This is a genomic window from Bacillus sp. JK74 (genome assembly GCF_053663395.1).
Window position 1 is genome coordinate 1 of the sequence record NZ_JBSJQB010000007.1, and the last position, 16,402, is coordinate 16,402.

Below are 16,402 nucleotides of genomic sequence, written 5' to 3' on the forward strand. Positions count from 1 at the left end.
TTTTGAGAGAACACTCTCAATGGTTTGGTGGCGATAGCGAAGAGGTCACACCCGTTCCCATGCCGAACACGGAAGTTAAGCTCTTCAGCGCCGATGGTAGTCGGGGGTTTCCCCCTGTGAGAGTAGGACGCCGCCAAGCTGTCTTAAACCAGTTCATGATGAACTGGTTTTTTTATATGAAAGATCACATAGATATATAAAGCTAATGCCTTTCAAGGGCATTAGCTTTTTTGTTTACATTGATTTTGCTTTGCTGTTGTGATTTTGAAGATTGTTTGATTTTATTGTCTCGAGTATTCTTAAACTGAACACAATCAGCAGCATAAGGACCATCAGTGCAGTAAACAGCCAGAATGCAGTTTGTGCGGGATATTCATCTAAGCTCCAGCCGACGGCGATCGGAAGGAGTGAACCTCCTAATCCGTTTGAAGCAAGCAGAATACTGGTAGTCGTTTCTGTCTTTCCGGGATAAAAATGATTCGTGATGATTAGGGCTATTGCAAACATGCCTGCCATGAACAGCCCTAAAAAGAAGCAAAGGGCAAAGCCGAACCATACGTTTTTACTTAGTGCCAATACGGTAAGTGCAGCTAGACCTCCAATGCTTATGAGACGAAGATAACGGTGATATGTCAGCTTTTCTGATACCGGGCCTGTTAATAACCTTCCGATGATCATCCCCGTCCAATACACTGTAACTGTTATCGTTGCCAAAGAGTTGGGGATATCCCATTTCTCAGCGAAAATGGAGGGGATAAAATGTACAATTGAAACTTCACTGCCGCCGTAAAAGAAGAAGTAAGCCCCCGCCAAGGTAATAAAAAGCAATCCGTGTGACTGATAACCGGTGCTTTCTTTTTTAGTGTCATCGGAAGAGACCTCTTTTCGGATGAGAAGCTGATCAATACTGCCGAAACTCATCTGCTTCCATGCGATTAAAAGTGCAAAACTGGATAACCCTAATACTAAAAAAGCAATTGTCCACCTGTGGTTGTTGATAAGAAAGCCTGAGAGCAGAGGCATGAAAAGCGCACCTAATCCGTAGGCCACTTCCATCTTGCTCATGGCCACAGCCTGTCTTTCTTTAATAGCGGTGAGGATGATCGTGCCTACACAGGATTCCACCAATCCGGCGCCAAGCCCCGCGATGCTGACGAGAAGAAAGAGCAGCGGCCAGGGCGGCAGGAAGGTGATGAACATTTCACAGCTGATGAGTGCCATGCCAAAGATAACGACGTTTTTGCGCCCAAGCTTTTTCACCATGTAAGGCATTCCGATGACACCGATGAGAAAGCCCATGAACTGAGAGAATACCAATACACCGCCATTACTGTAGCTTTGTGAATAATGTGTGAGTAACTCAGGCAGTACGGCTCCCAGAATAACAAGTGTAAAAGCAATCGATCCATAAGAAAAACAGCTTATCCACAGCAGACGAGTTTTCATCATTTTATCTCCTTATTGGTAAAATAATATTTCTCTCTACTCGTATGACATGACGTTTTTACAAAAAATCCAAGTATTGTTACTATATCACATAACTTTTTCTCATACATCCCTTATGGTAACGTTAACAAATTGTTAACATTTTTTACAAGAAAGATCGTTGACATTATTTTCAATAATTAATACGATAAAAAGCGAAATTCTAATAATTTCATAGGGGTGGTATTTGTGGGAACGAAGGAAATCACGAATCCAGACAGCTTGTATTACAGTGTTGACGATGTAGTAATGGAGCGCGGAGAAGGGATTTACCTGTACGATCAAGAGGGGAATGAGTACATTGATTGCGCTTCTGCCACATTTAACTTGAATTTAGGATACGGTAACAAAGAAGTCATTGATACGGTTAAAGAACAAGCCGATAAGCTGATCCATGTGACATCATCTTTTCAAACAGACGCTGTAAATAAACTGGCAGAAAAACTAGTAGAAATCGCCCCCGATAATCTCACAAAAGTACACCCTAAAGTCAGCAGCGGTTCCGGTGCAAATGAAGGAGCTATTAAAATGGCTCAGTATTACTCCGGAAAAACCGATGTCATCTCCTTATTTCGAAGCCACCTCGGACAAACGTATATGACTTCCGCTTTGTCCGGCAACTCATTCAGAAAAGAACCTTTCCCGCCGCAAATTTCTTTTGGCCTTCAAGTCCCCGATCCGTATTGCAGCCGCTGTTTTTATAATCAGAAACCTGATTCATGCGGTATGCTGTGCGTAGAAAGAATTAATGATTTTATTGAGTATGCGAGCAATGGAAAAATTGCCGCCATGATTATTGAACCGATATCCGGAAACGGTGGAAACGTCGTTCCGCCTAAAGAGTATTTTAAACAGCTGAAACAGCTTTGTGATGAACACGATATCGCCCTGATTTTTGATGAAATTCAGACCGGGTTCGGACGGACGGGCAAAATGTTTGCCGCGGACCACTTCGATGTGAAACCTAATATGATGACGGTAGCAAAAGGGCTCGGGGGCACAGGCTTCCAAGTCGCCGCCACTCTGACGGAGGACAAGTATACCGGGCTTCCGGGGTATACGCACTCCTTCACGTACGGCTCAAATGTGATGGCCGCCGCTGCCGCGTGTAAAACCATAGATATCATGCAGCGTCCGGGATTTTTGGAAAATGTAACGACGGTCGGTCATTATATTATGGATCGCTTAGAAACGATGAAAGAGGATTTCGCTTTTATTTCTGAGGTAAGAGGCGTCGGTCTTATGATCGGTGTGGAGATTGTAAAAGAGAACAATGAACCGGATGTGGAGCTGACCAATTATATTGCAAAACGGGCAATGGATTACGGGCTGATTCTCCGGACATCCCGTTACGGGTTCGGAAATGTATTTAAAATCCGTCCGCCTTTAACCATTACACTTAGTGAAGCCGAAGTGCTCTGCTACAGACTTCGCAAGCTATTGGAGGAAATCAAGTGAGAGACTATATCATTGAGCTTGGACAATTTGTTTATCATAAGGTGAAAAATCAAAAAGGCACGCTGAAAAACCGGCTCGTAAACGGCTATTCTCCGGGAGGCGACGCCCAATTTAACATAGACGCCGCTGCTGAGGAGGCGGTGCTGGATTATATTCAAGAAAAGGGCCATCCGGTTGCTTTTTACACGGAGGATGGCGGCCTGAAGCTGATTGGAGAAGATCCGCAATATATTTTAATTGTAGATCCGATAGACGGAACGCGCCCGGCCGCCGCGGGGCTTGAAATGTCGTGTATTTCGATTGCGCTTGCTTCATATAAGCCAAACGCAAAGATTAAGGATATCGAATTTGCTTTTTTGCTTGAATTGAAATCGGGCGCTTATATGTACGGTGATATTTACAGCGATGTCATTCAATTTGAGGGGTATCAGGGAGATTTGCCGAATTTGAGCGGAGTGCGGGATATTAAAAATATGTTTTGGAGCCTTGAATTTAACGGGCATCCGGCGAAGCTGATGACGGACGCATACGGCCATCTGATTGACCAATCGGCTAATAATGGCGGGGTTTTTGTTTTCAACAGCGCTTCTTATTCGATTTCACGAATTATCACGGGGCAGATGGATGCTTATGTGGATATCGGCAATCGTCTGCTGAAAGATGATCCGAAGCTGCTTTCAGATTTTCAGCAGGTCGGGAACGGACAGGTGCTGCATTTGTTTCCTTATGATATTGCCGCAAGCGTCTTTTTGGCGAAGAAAGCGGGAGTGGTCATTACGGATGCATACGGCCGGTCTTTGGACGAAACGCTTCTGACAGATTTAAGTTATCAGAATCAGCAATCATGTATTGCGGCATCAACGAAGGAGCTTCATCAAACATTGTTAGACCAAATCCGCTGGGGCAGAAAGGAAGAGAAATATGAAGGCGTTGGTCTGGACTCCTAATGATAAGCTTGAATATCAAGAGGTGGACGAGCCTCAAATTCGGAAATCCAATGATGTGAAAGTGAAAATTTTCGGCACCGGTATATGCGGAACGGATTTAAATGTGCTGAAAGGAAAAATGAATGCAACCCATCATATGATTATGGGGCATGAATCGGTGGGAGCGGTCGTGGAAATCGGACCGGACGTGACAAATGTAAAAGTCGGAGACCGCGTCGTGATAGATCCTACGCAGTTTTGCGGGAAATGTCATTATTGCCGGAGAGGGCTGACGTGTTATTGCGAAACCTTCGAGGATTGGCAGCTCGGAATCGGGGCGCACGGAACGTTTGCGGAATATTACGTGGGAGAAGACAGGTTCATGTACAGAATTCCGGATTCAATGGAATGGGAGCGGGCCACATTGGTTGAGCCTCTCTCCTGTGTGCTGAATGTTGTGGACAAAGCTTCGATTCAGCCGGAGGACTCGGTCTTGGTTTTGGGGTCCGGACCGATCGGACTGCTTGTGCAAATGATGGTGAAAAAACTGGCGCGATTGACGGTTGCGACTGAAATAGGCAGTTTCCGAAGCGAAGCGGCGAGCCGGATATCGGATTATGTCTACCACCCTGAAGCATTAACCGTGGATGAAGTGAAACGGATTAATCAAGGAAGAAAATTTGATGTGATTTTTGACGCGATCGGCAATCAGCTTGATTGGGCTTATCCTTTTATTGAAAAGGGAGGCAGAATCGTGCCGATGGGCTTTGATGATACGTATGAGATGACAGTCAGGCCGTACCAGCTGCTGTCAAACGGCGTAACGATTGTGGGCACAGGTGAAGCCCGTCAGATCATGGAGGCTGCGTTAGCATGCGCGTCCGACCTTCCGCAGCTCTATGATTTTATTACGGAAAAGACGGAACTGAAGAATTATGAAGAAGCCATTGATCATCTCATGGGCATCGACCCGGTGACAAAAGAAAGAAAGGATATCAGCGCAATAAAAACGATTCTTGTGTCTGATCCGGAACTTTTATAAAAGCGGAAACGGCTCCAGTGAGAGCCGTTTTCTTTTCTTATTTATACGGTCTTGCACATTTCTTTAAAGTTTAATATGATACTCTTTGTTAACCATTCCTTTCCTCAACGACATTATACTCTGAGCGTGTCCCCTTTTTCCCCGTAAGCTTGCCTCATATTCCCCAGATAAAAATCAATGTTTCCAACTGATAAGGTGCGGATTTTTATAGTGAAAAGGAGTCGTTATCATTTGAAAGATTATACGTTACAGCAGCAATGGTTCGGAAATGTCCGTAAAGACATTCTGGCCGGTATTCTGGTTGCTCTCGCTCTGATCCCTGAGGCGATCGGATTTTCAATTATTGCAGGTGTCGATCCGATGGTCGGCCTTTATGCATCATTTTGTATCGCGATTATTATTTCTATCTTCGGCGGCAGACCGGGAATGGTTTCAGCCGCTACGGGTTCAATGGCGGTTGTCATGGTGACATTGGTGGCTGATTACGGGCTGCAGTATTTGTTTGCGGCAACCATTTTGACAGGTATTATTCAATTTATTCTTGGTGTCAGTAAGATAGCGAAATTGATGAAATTTATTCCGCGTTCGGTCATGATCGGATTTGTGAATGCTTTGGCGATCTTGATTTTTTCTGCGCAGCTGCCGCAGTTCAAAGGAGCTTCATGGGTCATGTACGCCATGCTTGCCGGATCACTGGCTATCATATATCTTTTGCCGAAGGTTACGACGGCTGTGCCGTCTCCGCTGGTGGCGATTCTTGTCATGACGATCATTGCGGTGGTCTTCCATGCGGATGTCCGCACGGTCGGTGATATGGGCGGGATTACAAGTTCACTTCCGCATTTCTTGATACCGGATGTTCCGTGGACGTTTGAGACATTGCGGATTATTTTCCCGTATTCACTGGCGCTGGCATTCGTCGGATTGCTTGAGTCGTTGCTGACGGCCCAGATCATTGACGAAATGACGGATACGGATAGTGATAAGAACAAAGAAAGCCGCGGACAAGGCATCGCCAATATTGTGAACGGGTTTTTCGGAGGCATGGCCGGATGCGCCATGATCGGCCAGTCTGTCATTAATACGAAAGCCGGCGGACGCGGCCGGTTGTCGGCTTTTACGGCCGGAGCGTTTTTAATGTTTTTAATTGCCGTATTAAGCGGTATCGTCGTGAAAATTCCGATGGCTGCGCTTGTGGCCGTGATGGTTATGGTGTCCATCGGCACGTTCGACTGGTCATCGATTAAAGGTTTGCGGAAAGCGCCCCTTACTGATTCGATCGTTATGGTGATTACCGTCGTGACAGTCGTTCTGACAAATGATTTATCGAAGGGTGTTTTCGCGGGTGTGCTGCTAAGCGCAATCTTTTTTACGGCGAAAATTTCTAAGCTGAAGATTGTGTCACATTCCGAACAGAAAGATGTCAGAACTTATAAGGTCACGGGACAGATCTTTTTTGCTTCCGTGTCTGAACTGATGAATGCCATCGTTTATGATGAAGACGTGAAACGGATTATCATCGATTTGACCGATGCCCACGTGTGGGATGATTCTGGAGCGGCTGCTCTTGAGAAGATTGTCGCCAAATGTAAAGAATACGGAATTGAGGCTGAATTAAAGGGATTAAATCAGAAAAGCCGAGATTTAATGAAGCAAATGGCATAGAATTTGTGAAGTCCGGATGAATATATCCGGGCTTTTTTTCGGTTAAATTTGGCGATGTGCATTGTTATAATGAATGAGACTTGAAAACCGTATATAGGAGACTTGCATATGATGTGGCTTCAGAAGTTGAACCAAGTGTTGGGGAGAATCATGCCGCTTTTGACTCCGTCAAGTGTGGCGGCGGGTGTGCTGTTATCTCAGCATATCAGCTGGATGGCCGGCGCTGTGCCGTGGATATTTGCATTTATTACATTTACGGGCAGTCTGAGTGCCAATTTTCAATCGCTGAAGCGCAGTATCGAGAAGCCGCTCCCGATGATCATGGCATTGTTTGTTCTGCATATTTTCATGCCTGTTTTTGCATGGGGAAGCGGCCATCTGATTTTCAGCGGTGACCCTTTAACTGTGACGGGGCTGATTATGGGTGTGGTGATCCCGACCGGAATTACGAGTTTGATTTGGGCTGCGATGTATAAGGGAAATGTCGGATTGACGCTGTCTATTATCCTGGTTGATACCGTACTTTCTCCTTTTATCGTACCGTTAAGCCTGTCTGTCCTGGCCGGGGCGAATGTTCAGATGGATGTGTGGGGCATGATGAAAGGGCTGGCGGAGATGGTGGTGATTCCGTCCATCGCAGGGATGATGGTCAACCAGTTTTCCCCGCCGGTAAGGACTCAGGCGATAAGCCGGTCATTGTCTCCTTTTTCAAAAATCTGTCTGATGATTGTCATTGCCATTAACAGTTCGGAAATCGCGCCGTATGTCACGCATGTGGATATCAAATTTGCGGGCATCGCTGGCATGGTATTTTTTATTGCCATGACGGGTTATGCCGTGGCTTGGCTGATCGGAAGACTGATGAAGCGGAGCCAGGATGAAATCGTGTCTCTGATTTATACGGGGGGCATGCGCAATATCAGCGCCGGAGCTGTTCTCGCCGTGTCTTTTTTTCCGTCTCAAGTGGCGGTTCCGGTCGTCATCGGGATGCTCTTTCAGCAAATCCTTGCCGCTTTGTTCGGCTATTTGCTGAGACGCTTTGAACTTAAGCCGGTCGTGATCAAGTATGAAAAAAACCGCTCAGCTACGTGAGCGGTTTTTTCCGTACAGCCAGCTTAGTGCTGAATTGAATTGTCGTTTGAACGCTTCTTGATGGTGCACGGCACCCTCTTCGATCGTAAATGAGAGCTGAGATTGAGAAAAGCCTTTTTGCCTCAGGCTTTTGTACACGCCTTTATTTTGTCCGATCATGGTGTTTTGGATGTTACATTTTTGCTCTGCTTCACGGCTGCCGACAGACATATAGATACGCCGCCGTGCCGGCCGCAAAGGTGCGGAGCGGACATAATCTGCTGATTTTTCATACCAGAAGGAACCGGAAATACAGCCGATTCTGCCGAATATTTCAGGCTTTTGCAGCATCGCGTATATCGAAAACAGTCCGCCTAATGACGCGCCGATCAGTCCTCTCGTTTCCGAATGTGCAGAAATGTGATGCATATCTTCAACAGTTGGAATGATGACATTTGTCAGCTCCTCAAGAAAGAGCCTCCCTTTGCCGCCGAAATCATGAAACGCAGGGCTCAGGGAAGGCGCGGGCCACGGTGTGTACTCATCGAGTCTGTCAGCCGGTTTGATGCCGATGAAAATCAATTCGGAAAGTGTTCCGTCTGCAAATTGGAATTCAAGCTTATCTATCTGTTCTAAAAACAAAGATCCTCCGTCAAGTACGTACACACAGGGTAAAGCCCCCGTTTGAACCGAATAGGACGGAGGAAGATACACAGTGCATTCCCTTCCGTTTATCCGGTGTTCTGTAAGGGTGCCTCTCATGCGTCCAGCCCCTTCTTTTGCTTAAACAGAAGAAAAAAGAAATAAGGAACGCCGAGAATCGCAAGAATAATTCCCGCCGGCACTTCTGAAGGCTGAAAGAACAATTTGCCCGCAAAGTCGGCGGATATGACGAGGAGCATACCGACCAGTCCGCTGACCGGTAATGAGTATCTGTGCTCAATGCCGGCGAGCCTGCGGGAAATATGGGGCGCGATCAGTCCGACAAATGCCATGCTGCCCGCTGCGGTTACACATGCGCTGATCAAAGCGATGCAGGCAATGAGTAAAATGGTTTTTTCTTTATTGGTTGAAACACCGAGGCTTTTCACCGTGTCCTCATCGAAACGAATGGTATCCAGCAATGACGTTTTCGCCATAAGAAGAGGAATGAACAAGATCAGCCACGGAAGGATTGCCGTAATGGTCATCCAGTTTGCCGACCAGATGCTGCCGTTTTTCCAAACCATCGCCATCTCATAATCCTGCGGGTCCATTTTTAATGATAGAAATAAAGACAGCGCGCTGAATCCGGAATTCATGGCGATTCCGACGAGAATAATTCTGCCCGATTCCAGATGCCCCCGGTGCCAGGCGAAAATATAGATCAGCACGGCCGCCATCAATCCTCCGATGAGGCCGAAGACAGGCATACCCATCGCAGAGGCAAGTGCCGTCGCTTCAGATTGTCCCTGAAACAGAAGCATAAACGTGACGATTCCCGCTCCGGCTCCTGCATTAATGCCCAAAATACCGGGATCGGCAAGACCGTTTTTGGTAATGGCCTGAATAACGGCTCCGGCTATCCCCAATCCGAGTCCGATGGCAGCAGCCATGACTATGCGCGGCAGCCTCAGCTGAAACAGCAAAATGTCATATTGCGGATTCGGATGGATGCGGAAAAGCGTACTGAGCAGTTCACCCGGCTTTGCGGAAAAAGAACCGCTTGTCATGCTGAAATAGCTTACGAGCAATATGAGAGCAATCAGAATGATATAAATTCCGGCCATTTTACGCACCACGCTGATCCCCTCCTTTTCTTTTAATCAAATAAAGAAAGAAAGGAACACCGATGATAGAAGTGACGACTTCAATAGGCGTCTCAAACGGGTAATTGATGAATCGGCTGGCAAGATCGCAAAGGGTCAGGAAGACGCCGCCGATGATGCACGCGCATGGGATCAGCCTGCTGTAGTCCGATCCGACGAGAAAACGTGTGATGTGCGGAACGACCAAACCGACAAAGGCAATTTTTCCGGCGAGCGCCACCGAGCTTCCGGTCAATATGACAACGGCTGCCATCGCCATGAGTTTGATGGTTCTTTTCTGCTGTCCCAGACTTTTTGAAATGTCGTCTCCTAATGATACGGCAGTGACCTTTTTGCTGAGAATCATGGCCGTGATGATTCCGATCGCAAAAAATGGGACGGCCAGTTTCAAAAAATCAGGGTTCATTTGATGCAGTCTCGCACTGTACCAAAAACTGAGATCCTGCGAAATTTGAAAATAAATCGAAAGCGCAGCCGACAGACTGCTGAGAAGCATACTGGTTACCGTTCCGATAATGGCAAGCTGCACAGGGGTAAAACCGCCGGGAAGAATGGAGGCCAGCCCGAAAACAAGAGCCGCGCCGAATGCGGAACCGATAAACGAGTATATGATCATTTCAATGGATGTCGATTGAGGGAGCAATACCATGCAAAGGGTGATGATAAAAGCGGAGCCGTCCGACACACCCATGATCGAAGGCGAGGCCAGATAGTTCCGTGTGATTCCCTGCATGAGCGCCCCGGAAACAGCAAGGGCGGCGCCGATAAACATAGCGCCGGCAGCCCTCGGGATTCTTGAATGCCATATGATCTGATGGTCGGTATTCTCCGGATTAAAGTGCAGCAATGCGGAGAACACGGTATGGAAGTCAAGCTGCTTTGCGCCGTATAAAACGGAAAGGAGCAGTGACAGAACAATGGCAATCGGTGAAGCAATGATAATAATGTGTGTCCGCCGTTTTGCATACATGTGAAAAACCTACTCTTTATTAGTCTTGAGTCAATTTGTCAGCCGCAACCTGTAAGAAGCTGATTTTACTCCACGCGGTTCCGCCTTGGGCTAATGGATCAATCGTATTGACGTATACATGGTCTTTTTTGACTGCCTTCAGGCTCTTCCAGATCGGATTTTTCTCTAAGTCTTTCAAAGCGTCCGGCTTATCTGCGTTTTCGTCATCAGAAAATTGTACGAAGATATGGTCAGGGTTCATTTCGCTTAATTTTTCAAGAGAGATCAGTTCCTGCGCTTTCGCCGCTTTGACTTCGTCCGGTGCCTTCAGGCCTAAATCACCGTAAAGCGTGGAGTTGAAATAAACTTGTTCAGGATAAATATAAATATTGCCTTGTCTGATTCTGATGACCAGTGCGTTTGACTGTTTCGCTTTGCTGTTGATCTTTGTTTTTGTCTTTTTCAGGTCCTGTTCGTAATCTGCGATGATTTTTTTCGCTTTTTTCTCTTTATCTGTAAGCTGGGCGAGCAGCATCATGTTTTCTTTCCAGTTTGATGAGATATGAGAGACAGGGATGGTTTCAGCGGTGCCGCTCAATTTTTTCAACGTTTTTTCCGGGAATTTGGTTGATGCCAGAATGACGTCCGGCTGCAGCTCAAGAATTTTTTCCATATTCGGCTGCATTTTTTCTCCCGTTGATACGGATTTATCTGTAATATCTTTAAACAGTTCCGGGAATTTGCCGGAGAAAGAAATTGCTCCTGCCGGATGAACGTCAAGCAATTTGGCGTCTTCCATTGATTCTACGCTGCCTGTAATGGCGATTTTGTCAGTCGGCGCTTTGACTTCATATGTTTTTCCGAGATATTCGATTTTCTGTTTATCTGAAGAAGCGTCCTTTCCTTTACTTGCTGTATCAGATGTTTCTGAGCTTCCGCAAGCCGCGGCCGTGAAAGCCAAAAGCAAAATCATGAAAGCGAATGCCAATTTCTTCATCTATTGTTCCTCCTGTTCAATTGATAACTATTATCAATTGGAATTATAGAGAATGAACAGGGATAAGACCATGGATAATTTCCGGCATTACCATGGACGATCTTCGGATAAAATGGAAATGCTTTGCTCGATCATCCGCTGATGTCCGCTTGGAGAATATTCAATCCACGGGTCAGATGAAATGGGAAACACGCGTTTATTGCTGACGGCACTAAGGTTCTGCCATATCCCGGTCTGCTGAATCCGCTGAAAATAGCGAAGCGTTTCCGGTTCTTTACAAGTGAAAAGCATGATGCAGTCAGCCTGGCAATCCGCCAGCATTTCCAAGGAAATCTTTTCGTCAGGAGCAAAAGATTCCGGTTTTGCGGAGGCAAAGTCTAAATCACCGAAGAAGACTTCCTCAATACTGTTGTTATGGGCGATGTACATATTTTCTTTATATACACGGACAAATAAGAACCGCTGATGCCGCACGTGTTTAAGAGCATCTTTCGCTGAATGGGCGAGACTTTGATAAGTTTTAAGCCAGTGCCGCGCCTCCTGCTCTTCATTCAGATATGCGGCTGTGCGAAGAAACTGGTCTCTCCAATTCTCTTGAGCCGGAAGATAAAAAACTTCAGTGATGTCATTCAGGCGCTGTTTTTCTTCTTCACTGACAGAATCGAGACTGAAAATGATGTCCGGGGCAGCTTGAGACAGCGTGTGCAGGTTCTCTTCCCAATTTGCATTATAGCGGTAAGCGCTCAGGTGAACCGGAATATCGGAAGAGAATTGTTTGTAATAATAGGCCGTCCATTTCGGGTGCAGCGCCGCAGCGTAAGGCACGTGATGCAGAGGAATCAGATGCCCCATCGTTTCTTTTCCGTACGCGGCCATTTTTGTTCGTCTTTTTTTCATATAGCTTGTAGGTGAGCTGCCGGTATGTTTTTTAAAGATGCGGCTGAAATAAAATTCGTCCTGGTAGCCGATTTGATGAGCGATTTCCCGCAGTTTGCAGCTTGCCTTGGCCATCAGTTTTTTCGCATTGGTTATGCGGATGTCTGTGATATATTCAGTTACGCTCTGCCCGTATAGTTTTTTAAAGGTTTCACTGTAATGCTTGGGACTGATTCCCGCCATATGAGCGAGCTGGGTGAGTGTGATTTTTGTGTCGGACTGAGCATGTATGAATTGTTTTGTCTGTTCGATCGCCGCTTTCGTATTATTTTGATGGCATACTTTTGCGGCATAAAGGTCGTACATCAGCTGCTGAAAGTCGGCTGTATATTTCATTTTCTGCACTCCATCCGCCGATCGCACGTTTTCAGAAAGTGATTGGAGCCGGCTTGTCAAATGATCAACCGTTTGTAAATTCATTTGCTGAAGTCCGTGGAAGATGTCTTCCCCGTTATCCGGAAGCATCGCTTCATCATCTGAGGAATAGGAGAAAACACGGAGTCTGACGATATACAAATGGATGCCGCCTGACGATATAGGGGCAATATTGAAAGTCTCATCACAAGGACAGATGTAGAGCGTTTCCTTCTGCAGCGGAAAGCTGTCTGTGCCGATATCAATTTGTCCCTCGCCTTTCACATGAAAGATCAATACGGGGGAATCAGTGAGCTGATGCTCTGACAGAAGGTCGGCTGTTTTTTTTACGGAGATGATATCAATGGGCTGAAAGAATAATGTGTTTTTCATGAGAAACCACCTTTTAGGAAACATTCATTTAAATGATAACTGTTATCAATTGAATTGTACCAAATAAATGAATGTTTTCCTATAAAAAGCGGAAATGTGAAATGCGACAAAATGTTACACGTGTAACACGAATGTTGTCAGTATATGAGGTATTGTTTTCTTAGAGTTTTGAATTGGTCCAGCCGGCGTTGATATGTGCCGGTGATGTCTTCAATGGAAGCGCCTTTTTCTATTTTTTTGCGTACCCAGCCGTTACCGATCAGCTTGTCAAAAGAGCCTGTCGGCAAGAATGAAAAGTCATTCGGATATAAGTCATGCATGGTTTTCAGAATGGAGAGCCCTGTTTTTGCCGCTTCAAATGTGTTTCTGTTTGTTACGTAGACTTGTACGCCGTGGCACAGCTTGCCCTGGTGCTTGGAGAAGCTGGGGATGAATGAAGCGGCTCTGAAGGTGACGCCCGGAAGCTTGAGACTGTTCAGGCGTTCTTCGAGCTCGGTGCTTTTCATATAAGGCGCGCCGATAAGTTCAAACGGCTTTGTCGTGCCCCTTCCTTCGGACACGTTTGTGCCTTCGATTAGTCCTGTCGCCGAATATGCGAATATGCTGTCCGGGGTCGGGATATTTGGCGAAGGGAGGACGAACGGCAGACCGGTATCTTCAATCGTCATCGTCCGCTTCCAGCGCTTCATTTTTACGACGGTGAGGTCGGCGCCAATATGAAACTCTTTATTGAATAAAAGAGCAAGCTCACCGATCGTCATGCCGTGCTTCAGCGGGATCGGATACAGTCCGACAAATGAAGCGTAATCCGGTTCAAGAACCGGGCCGTCCGGATTTCGTCCGCCTTGCGGATTCGGCCGGTCCAAGACATAAAAAGGAATGCCTTTTTCTTTGGCCGCTTCCATGGCATAGGCCATTGTATAAATGTACGTGTAGTATCGCGTTCCGACATCCTGAATATCGAAAATCAGCACATCTGTATCTTTCAGCATGTCAGGCGTCGGTTTCCTCGTTTCCCCGTATAGGCTGTAGACGGGAAGCCCTGTTTTTTCGTCTATATAGGATGTGACTTTGTCTCCGGCCTGAGCATCGCCGCGGACACCGTGCTCGGGTCCGAATAATGCCGTCAAATGGATGTCTGGCGCCTCATACAGCACGTCAACGCTGCTTTTCAATGATGCGTTCACACCGGTCGGGTTGGTGATCAGCCCGACCCTTTTTCCCTTCAGTTCCTGTTTATAATCTTTCAGCAGGCGGTCGATTCCTGTTTGGATGCTTGGTTTCTTGGCGGTATGAAGGTTTCTGTCAGAAGCCGCCGAGACTGCCGTCATAGCACTGATGACGACAAGTCCGGCGAGAAGTGCAGCCGTATGTGTTTTCATAATCAGCCCTCCTGTTTAAAGCGGTTTTCCGGTCTTCAGATTGATACCGAAACCATAAGGATACAGTGTCGTTCCCGGATGCGTGACGGAAGGAATGTCAGCGGGCAGCCTGCCTTGCGGTGTTGTCTGTCCGAATATCGCTTCAATGCCTGCCGGAATGTTTGGCTGGAGGAATTGTCCGTCTGTATATCCTTTAAAGCCGTAGACTGCGATAAGGGCTTCAGCTTCTTCAAAATTCGCGGCGTCGTAAGGATTACGCAGGCTCATCAGCACAAAGGGTTTTTGGTTCGATTGTGCGGCTTTCATGACGGCCCGCGGAAATGCGGTCGTCCACTTGCCGGGATCTGTGACGGAATCGTCAATCACGCCGTCGTTTACGACAGGGTCATTTTTTACGACATAGGAGCCTGTAATCACGTAATCCGCATCAGATACCAGCTTTTTGTGTTCATCATGAAATGTGCGCTCGGCGAAGTTCATTTTACTGATGGTTACCGGCCGGATTTTTTTCTTCTTGATGAGCTGCCGGATGGTTTGTTCCATTGACGCTGTTTGATCTTCATAAGGAGCGGCAATGAGAACGCGGCTGTTCTTTTTCGGTTTGAATGGGAGCGTGCGGTTTTTGTTTTGTAAGACGGTGACGGATCTTTCCGCGATTTGTTTTTCAGTTTTCAGGTGATTTTTACTGCCGACGGTTTTCTTTGCTTTTGCAATCTTCTTTTTCAGATTTGTCTCTTTCGGTGCGGGATATATCCCTCGTTTTATTTTCAGGGAAATGATGCGTTCAACTGATTTGTTAATTTGCTGAAGCGGAATTTCCCCTTTTTGCACCGCCTGTTTTAAAGCGGAATGAACCCGGGCAAAGCGGTTTTCCGTTTTCAGCGATGTCACTTGGGCCGGCATCAGGGCAATATCGACTCCTGCTTTTACTGCCATGACGACCGCCTCTTCCTGGCCGAAATGATCGGCAATGGCTTTCATATTTAATGCATCCGTAACGATGACGCCGTTAAATCCCATTTCCTCACGGAGAAGATGAGTCATCACTTTTTTCGAGAGTGTGGCGGGTACGAGGATGTCTGAACCGTCCAGCTTGCTTTTATAGGTTGTATCGTCAAAAGCGGGAAATTGCACATGGGCTGTCATGATCATATCAGCTCCGGCCTGAATGGCCTGCCGGAACGGATAAAGTTCAATTTGACGCAGCCTTTCTTGATTGTGGGTGACAAGCGGAAGACCGTAGTGGCTATCGACATCCGTGTCGCCGTGTCCCGGGAAATGTTTGACGGCGGCAGCGACATTCTGCTTTTGCTGAGCCTTCATTGAGGCAAGGCCGAGTGAAGCTGTCAGATCACGGTCTGAACTGAACGACCTGACGCCGATGACAGGGTTTCCGGGATTATTATTGATATCGAGAACGGGAGCGAAATTCGTATTAATGCCCAGTGCTTTCAGTTCTTTCCCGATAATGGCGCCGGTCTGGGACGCGTAGGCTGTTTTTCTAGCAGCCCCGAGCGCCATATTGCCTGGGAAATGAGTGCCCTCACCAAGTCTAGTTACGATGCCGCCCTCCTGATCAATGCTTAATAATAGCGGAATGTCAGGGCTCGCCTTTTGAAAGGCATCTGTCAGGCGTACCGTTTGCTCAGTATTTTTTACATTTTCTGCAAATAAGATGACGCCGCCGAACCGGTACTTTTGAATAAGCCCTGCGACTTCGTCATTCATTTGGGTAAGAGCCTCAGGTGATGACTGCCCCTTTTTTTGCCAATTACGAAAATCAGGCATAAGCATCTGCCCTAATTTTTCATCTAATGTCATACGGGATACCGCTTGTTCCGCCTGTGACGGAATATCCGGTTTTGTCGATGCATGATGCGTGCCGAAAACAATAAACAACAGTAATACAGCTGAGATGAAAAGTTTCATAATGGTG

13 protein-coding genes and 1 rRNA gene are annotated in these 16,402 nt (G+C 46.7%); 6 read left to right on the forward strand and 8 right to left on the reverse strand.

Annotation, left to right across the window (positions count from 1 at the left end; translation table 11 throughout):
• Window positions 1-23 precede the first annotated feature (23 nt).
• Window positions 24-139 (forward strand): 5S ribosomal RNA (gene rrf / locus ACWJJ5_RS17200).
• 95 nt (window positions 140-234) lie between these two features.
• Here rrf and ACWJJ5_RS17205 read toward each other — a convergent pair.
• Window positions 235-1,446: an MFS transporter gene (locus tag ACWJJ5_RS17205; protein WP_180992941.1), complete on the reverse strand. Its 1,212-nt coding sequence runs from the start codon at window positions 1,444-1,446 to the stop codon at window positions 235-237.
• A gap of 228 nt (window positions 1,447-1,674) precedes the next feature.
• Between ACWJJ5_RS17205 and ACWJJ5_RS17210 the strand changes: the two genes are divergently transcribed.
• From ACWJJ5_RS17210 to ACWJJ5_RS17230, 5 genes are all read left to right on the forward strand, one after another.
• Window positions 1,675-2,943, forward strand: coding sequence for an aspartate aminotransferase family protein (locus ACWJJ5_RS17210; RefSeq protein WP_102421953.1), 1,269 nt, complete (start codon window positions 1,675-1,677; stop codon window positions 2,941-2,943).
• Window positions 2,940-3,890 carry an inositol monophosphatase family protein gene (locus ACWJJ5_RS17215; protein WP_101562638.1) on the forward strand — a complete coding sequence of 317 codons (951 nt, stop codon included), beginning with the start codon at window positions 2,940-2,942 and terminating at the stop codon, window positions 3,888-3,890. Before ACWJJ5_RS17210 ends, ACWJJ5_RS17215 begins: the two co-directional genes overlap by 4 nt.
• The gene (locus ACWJJ5_RS17220) at window positions 3,865-4,911 is read left to right on the forward strand and encodes a zinc-dependent alcohol dehydrogenase (RefSeq protein WP_003156784.1); all 1,047 of its coding nucleotides are present in this window, start codon (window positions 3,865-3,867) and stop codon (window positions 4,909-4,911) included. The genes ACWJJ5_RS17215 and ACWJJ5_RS17220 overlap by 26 nt, the downstream gene beginning before the upstream one ends.
• A 231-nt stretch (window positions 4,912-5,142) precedes the next feature.
• Entirely contained in the window at window positions 5,143-6,576 is a 1,434-nt protein-coding gene (locus tag ACWJJ5_RS17225; RefSeq protein WP_102421951.1) for a SulP family inorganic anion transporter, read from the forward strand.
• 150 nt (window positions 6,577-6,726) lie between these two features.
• Window positions 6,727-7,668 (forward strand): bile acid:sodium symporter family protein, encoded by a 942-nt coding sequence (locus tag ACWJJ5_RS17230; protein WP_094247904.1) that lies wholly within the window; start codon window positions 6,727-6,729, stop codon window positions 7,666-7,668.
• On the opposite strand, the gene ACWJJ5_RS17235 is transcribed toward ACWJJ5_RS17230, so the two are convergent.
• The 7 genes from ACWJJ5_RS17235 to ACWJJ5_RS17265 all read right to left on the reverse strand — a co-directional run bounded on the left by ACWJJ5_RS17235 (window position 7,657) and on the right by ACWJJ5_RS17265 (window position 16,395).
• Window positions 7,657-8,409, reverse strand: coding sequence for an alpha/beta hydrolase (locus tag ACWJJ5_RS17235; protein ID WP_070081283.1), 753 nt, complete (start codon window positions 8,407-8,409; stop codon window positions 7,657-7,659). The genes ACWJJ5_RS17230 and ACWJJ5_RS17235 overlap by 12 nt on opposite strands.
• Window positions 8,406-9,416 (reverse strand): iron ABC transporter permease FeuC, encoded by a 1,011-nt coding sequence (gene feuC, locus ACWJJ5_RS17240; protein WP_032872817.1) that lies wholly within the window; start codon window positions 9,414-9,416, stop codon window positions 8,406-8,408. Before feuC ends, ACWJJ5_RS17235 begins: the two co-directional genes overlap by 4 nt.
• A 1-nt stretch (window position 9,417) precedes the next feature.
• Window positions 9,418-10,425 (reverse strand): FecCD family ABC transporter permease, encoded by a 1,008-nt coding sequence (locus ACWJJ5_RS17245; RefSeq protein WP_007609051.1) that lies wholly within the window; start codon window positions 10,423-10,425, stop codon window positions 9,418-9,420.
• Between the two features lie 19 nt (window positions 10,426-10,444).
• Window positions 10,445-11,401 carry an ABC transporter substrate-binding protein gene (locus ACWJJ5_RS17250; RefSeq protein WP_077721704.1) on the reverse strand — a complete coding sequence of 319 codons (957 nt, stop codon included), beginning with the start codon at window positions 11,399-11,401 and terminating at the stop codon, window positions 10,445-10,447.
• An 87-nt stretch (window positions 11,402-11,488) separates the two neighbouring features.
• Window positions 11,489-13,084 carry a bacillibactin transport transcriptional regulator Btr gene (gene btr / locus ACWJJ5_RS17255; RefSeq protein ID WP_454022575.1) on the reverse strand — a complete coding sequence of 532 codons (1,596 nt, stop codon included), beginning with the start codon at window positions 13,082-13,084 and terminating at the stop codon, window positions 11,489-11,491.
• Between the two features lie 137 nt (window positions 13,085-13,221).
• Window positions 13,222-14,466: an exo-beta-N-acetylmuramidase NamZ family protein gene (locus ACWJJ5_RS17260; RefSeq protein WP_198863453.1), complete on the reverse strand. Its 1,245-nt coding sequence runs from the start codon at window positions 14,464-14,466 to the stop codon at window positions 13,222-13,224.
• Between the two features lie 15 nt (window positions 14,467-14,481).
• Window positions 14,482-16,395 (reverse strand): glycoside hydrolase family 3 protein, encoded by a 1,914-nt coding sequence (locus tag ACWJJ5_RS17265; protein ID WP_094247290.1) that lies wholly within the window; start codon window positions 16,393-16,395, stop codon window positions 14,482-14,484.
• Window positions 16,396-16,402 lie beyond the last annotated feature (7 nt).

Excerpts from the sequence above, each read along its gene's own strand:
- ACWJJ5_RS17205 (WP_180992941.1), bottom strand. The coding sequence starts at position 1,446 with ATGAAAACTCGTCTGCTGTGGATAAGCTGTTTTTCTTATGGATCGATT.
- ACWJJ5_RS17220 (WP_003156784.1), top strand. The coding sequence starts at position 3,865 with ATGAAGGCGTTGGTCTGGACTCCTAATGATAAGCTTGAATATCAAGAG.
- ACWJJ5_RS17230 (WP_094247904.1), top strand. The coding sequence starts at position 6,727 with ATGCCGCTTTTGACTCCGTCAAGTGTGGCGGCGGGTGTGCTGTTATCT.
- ACWJJ5_RS17235 (WP_070081283.1), bottom strand. The coding sequence starts at position 8,409 with ATGAGAGGCACCCTTACAGAACACCGGATAAACGGAAGGGAATGCACT.
- feuC (WP_032872817.1), bottom strand. The coding sequence starts at position 9,416 with ATGGCCGGAATTTATATCATTCTGATTGCTCTCATATTGCTCGTAAGC.
- ACWJJ5_RS17245 (WP_007609051.1), bottom strand. The coding sequence starts at position 10,425 with ATGTATGCAAAACGGCGGACACACATTATTATCATTGCTTCACCGATT.
- ACWJJ5_RS17250 (WP_077721704.1), bottom strand. The coding sequence starts at position 11,401 with ATGAAGAAATTGGCATTCGCTTTCATGATTTTGCTTTTGGCTTTCACG.
- btr (WP_454022575.1), bottom strand. The coding sequence starts at position 13,084 with ATGAAAAACACATTATTCTTTCAGCCCATTGATATCATCTCCGTAAAA.
- ACWJJ5_RS17260 (WP_198863453.1), bottom strand. The coding sequence starts at position 14,466 with ATGAAAACACATACGGCTGCACTTCTCGCCGGACTTGTCGTCATCAGT.
- ACWJJ5_RS17265 (WP_094247290.1), bottom strand. The coding sequence starts at position 16,395 with ATGAAACTTTTCATCTCAGCTGTATTACTGTTGTTTATTGTTTTCGGC.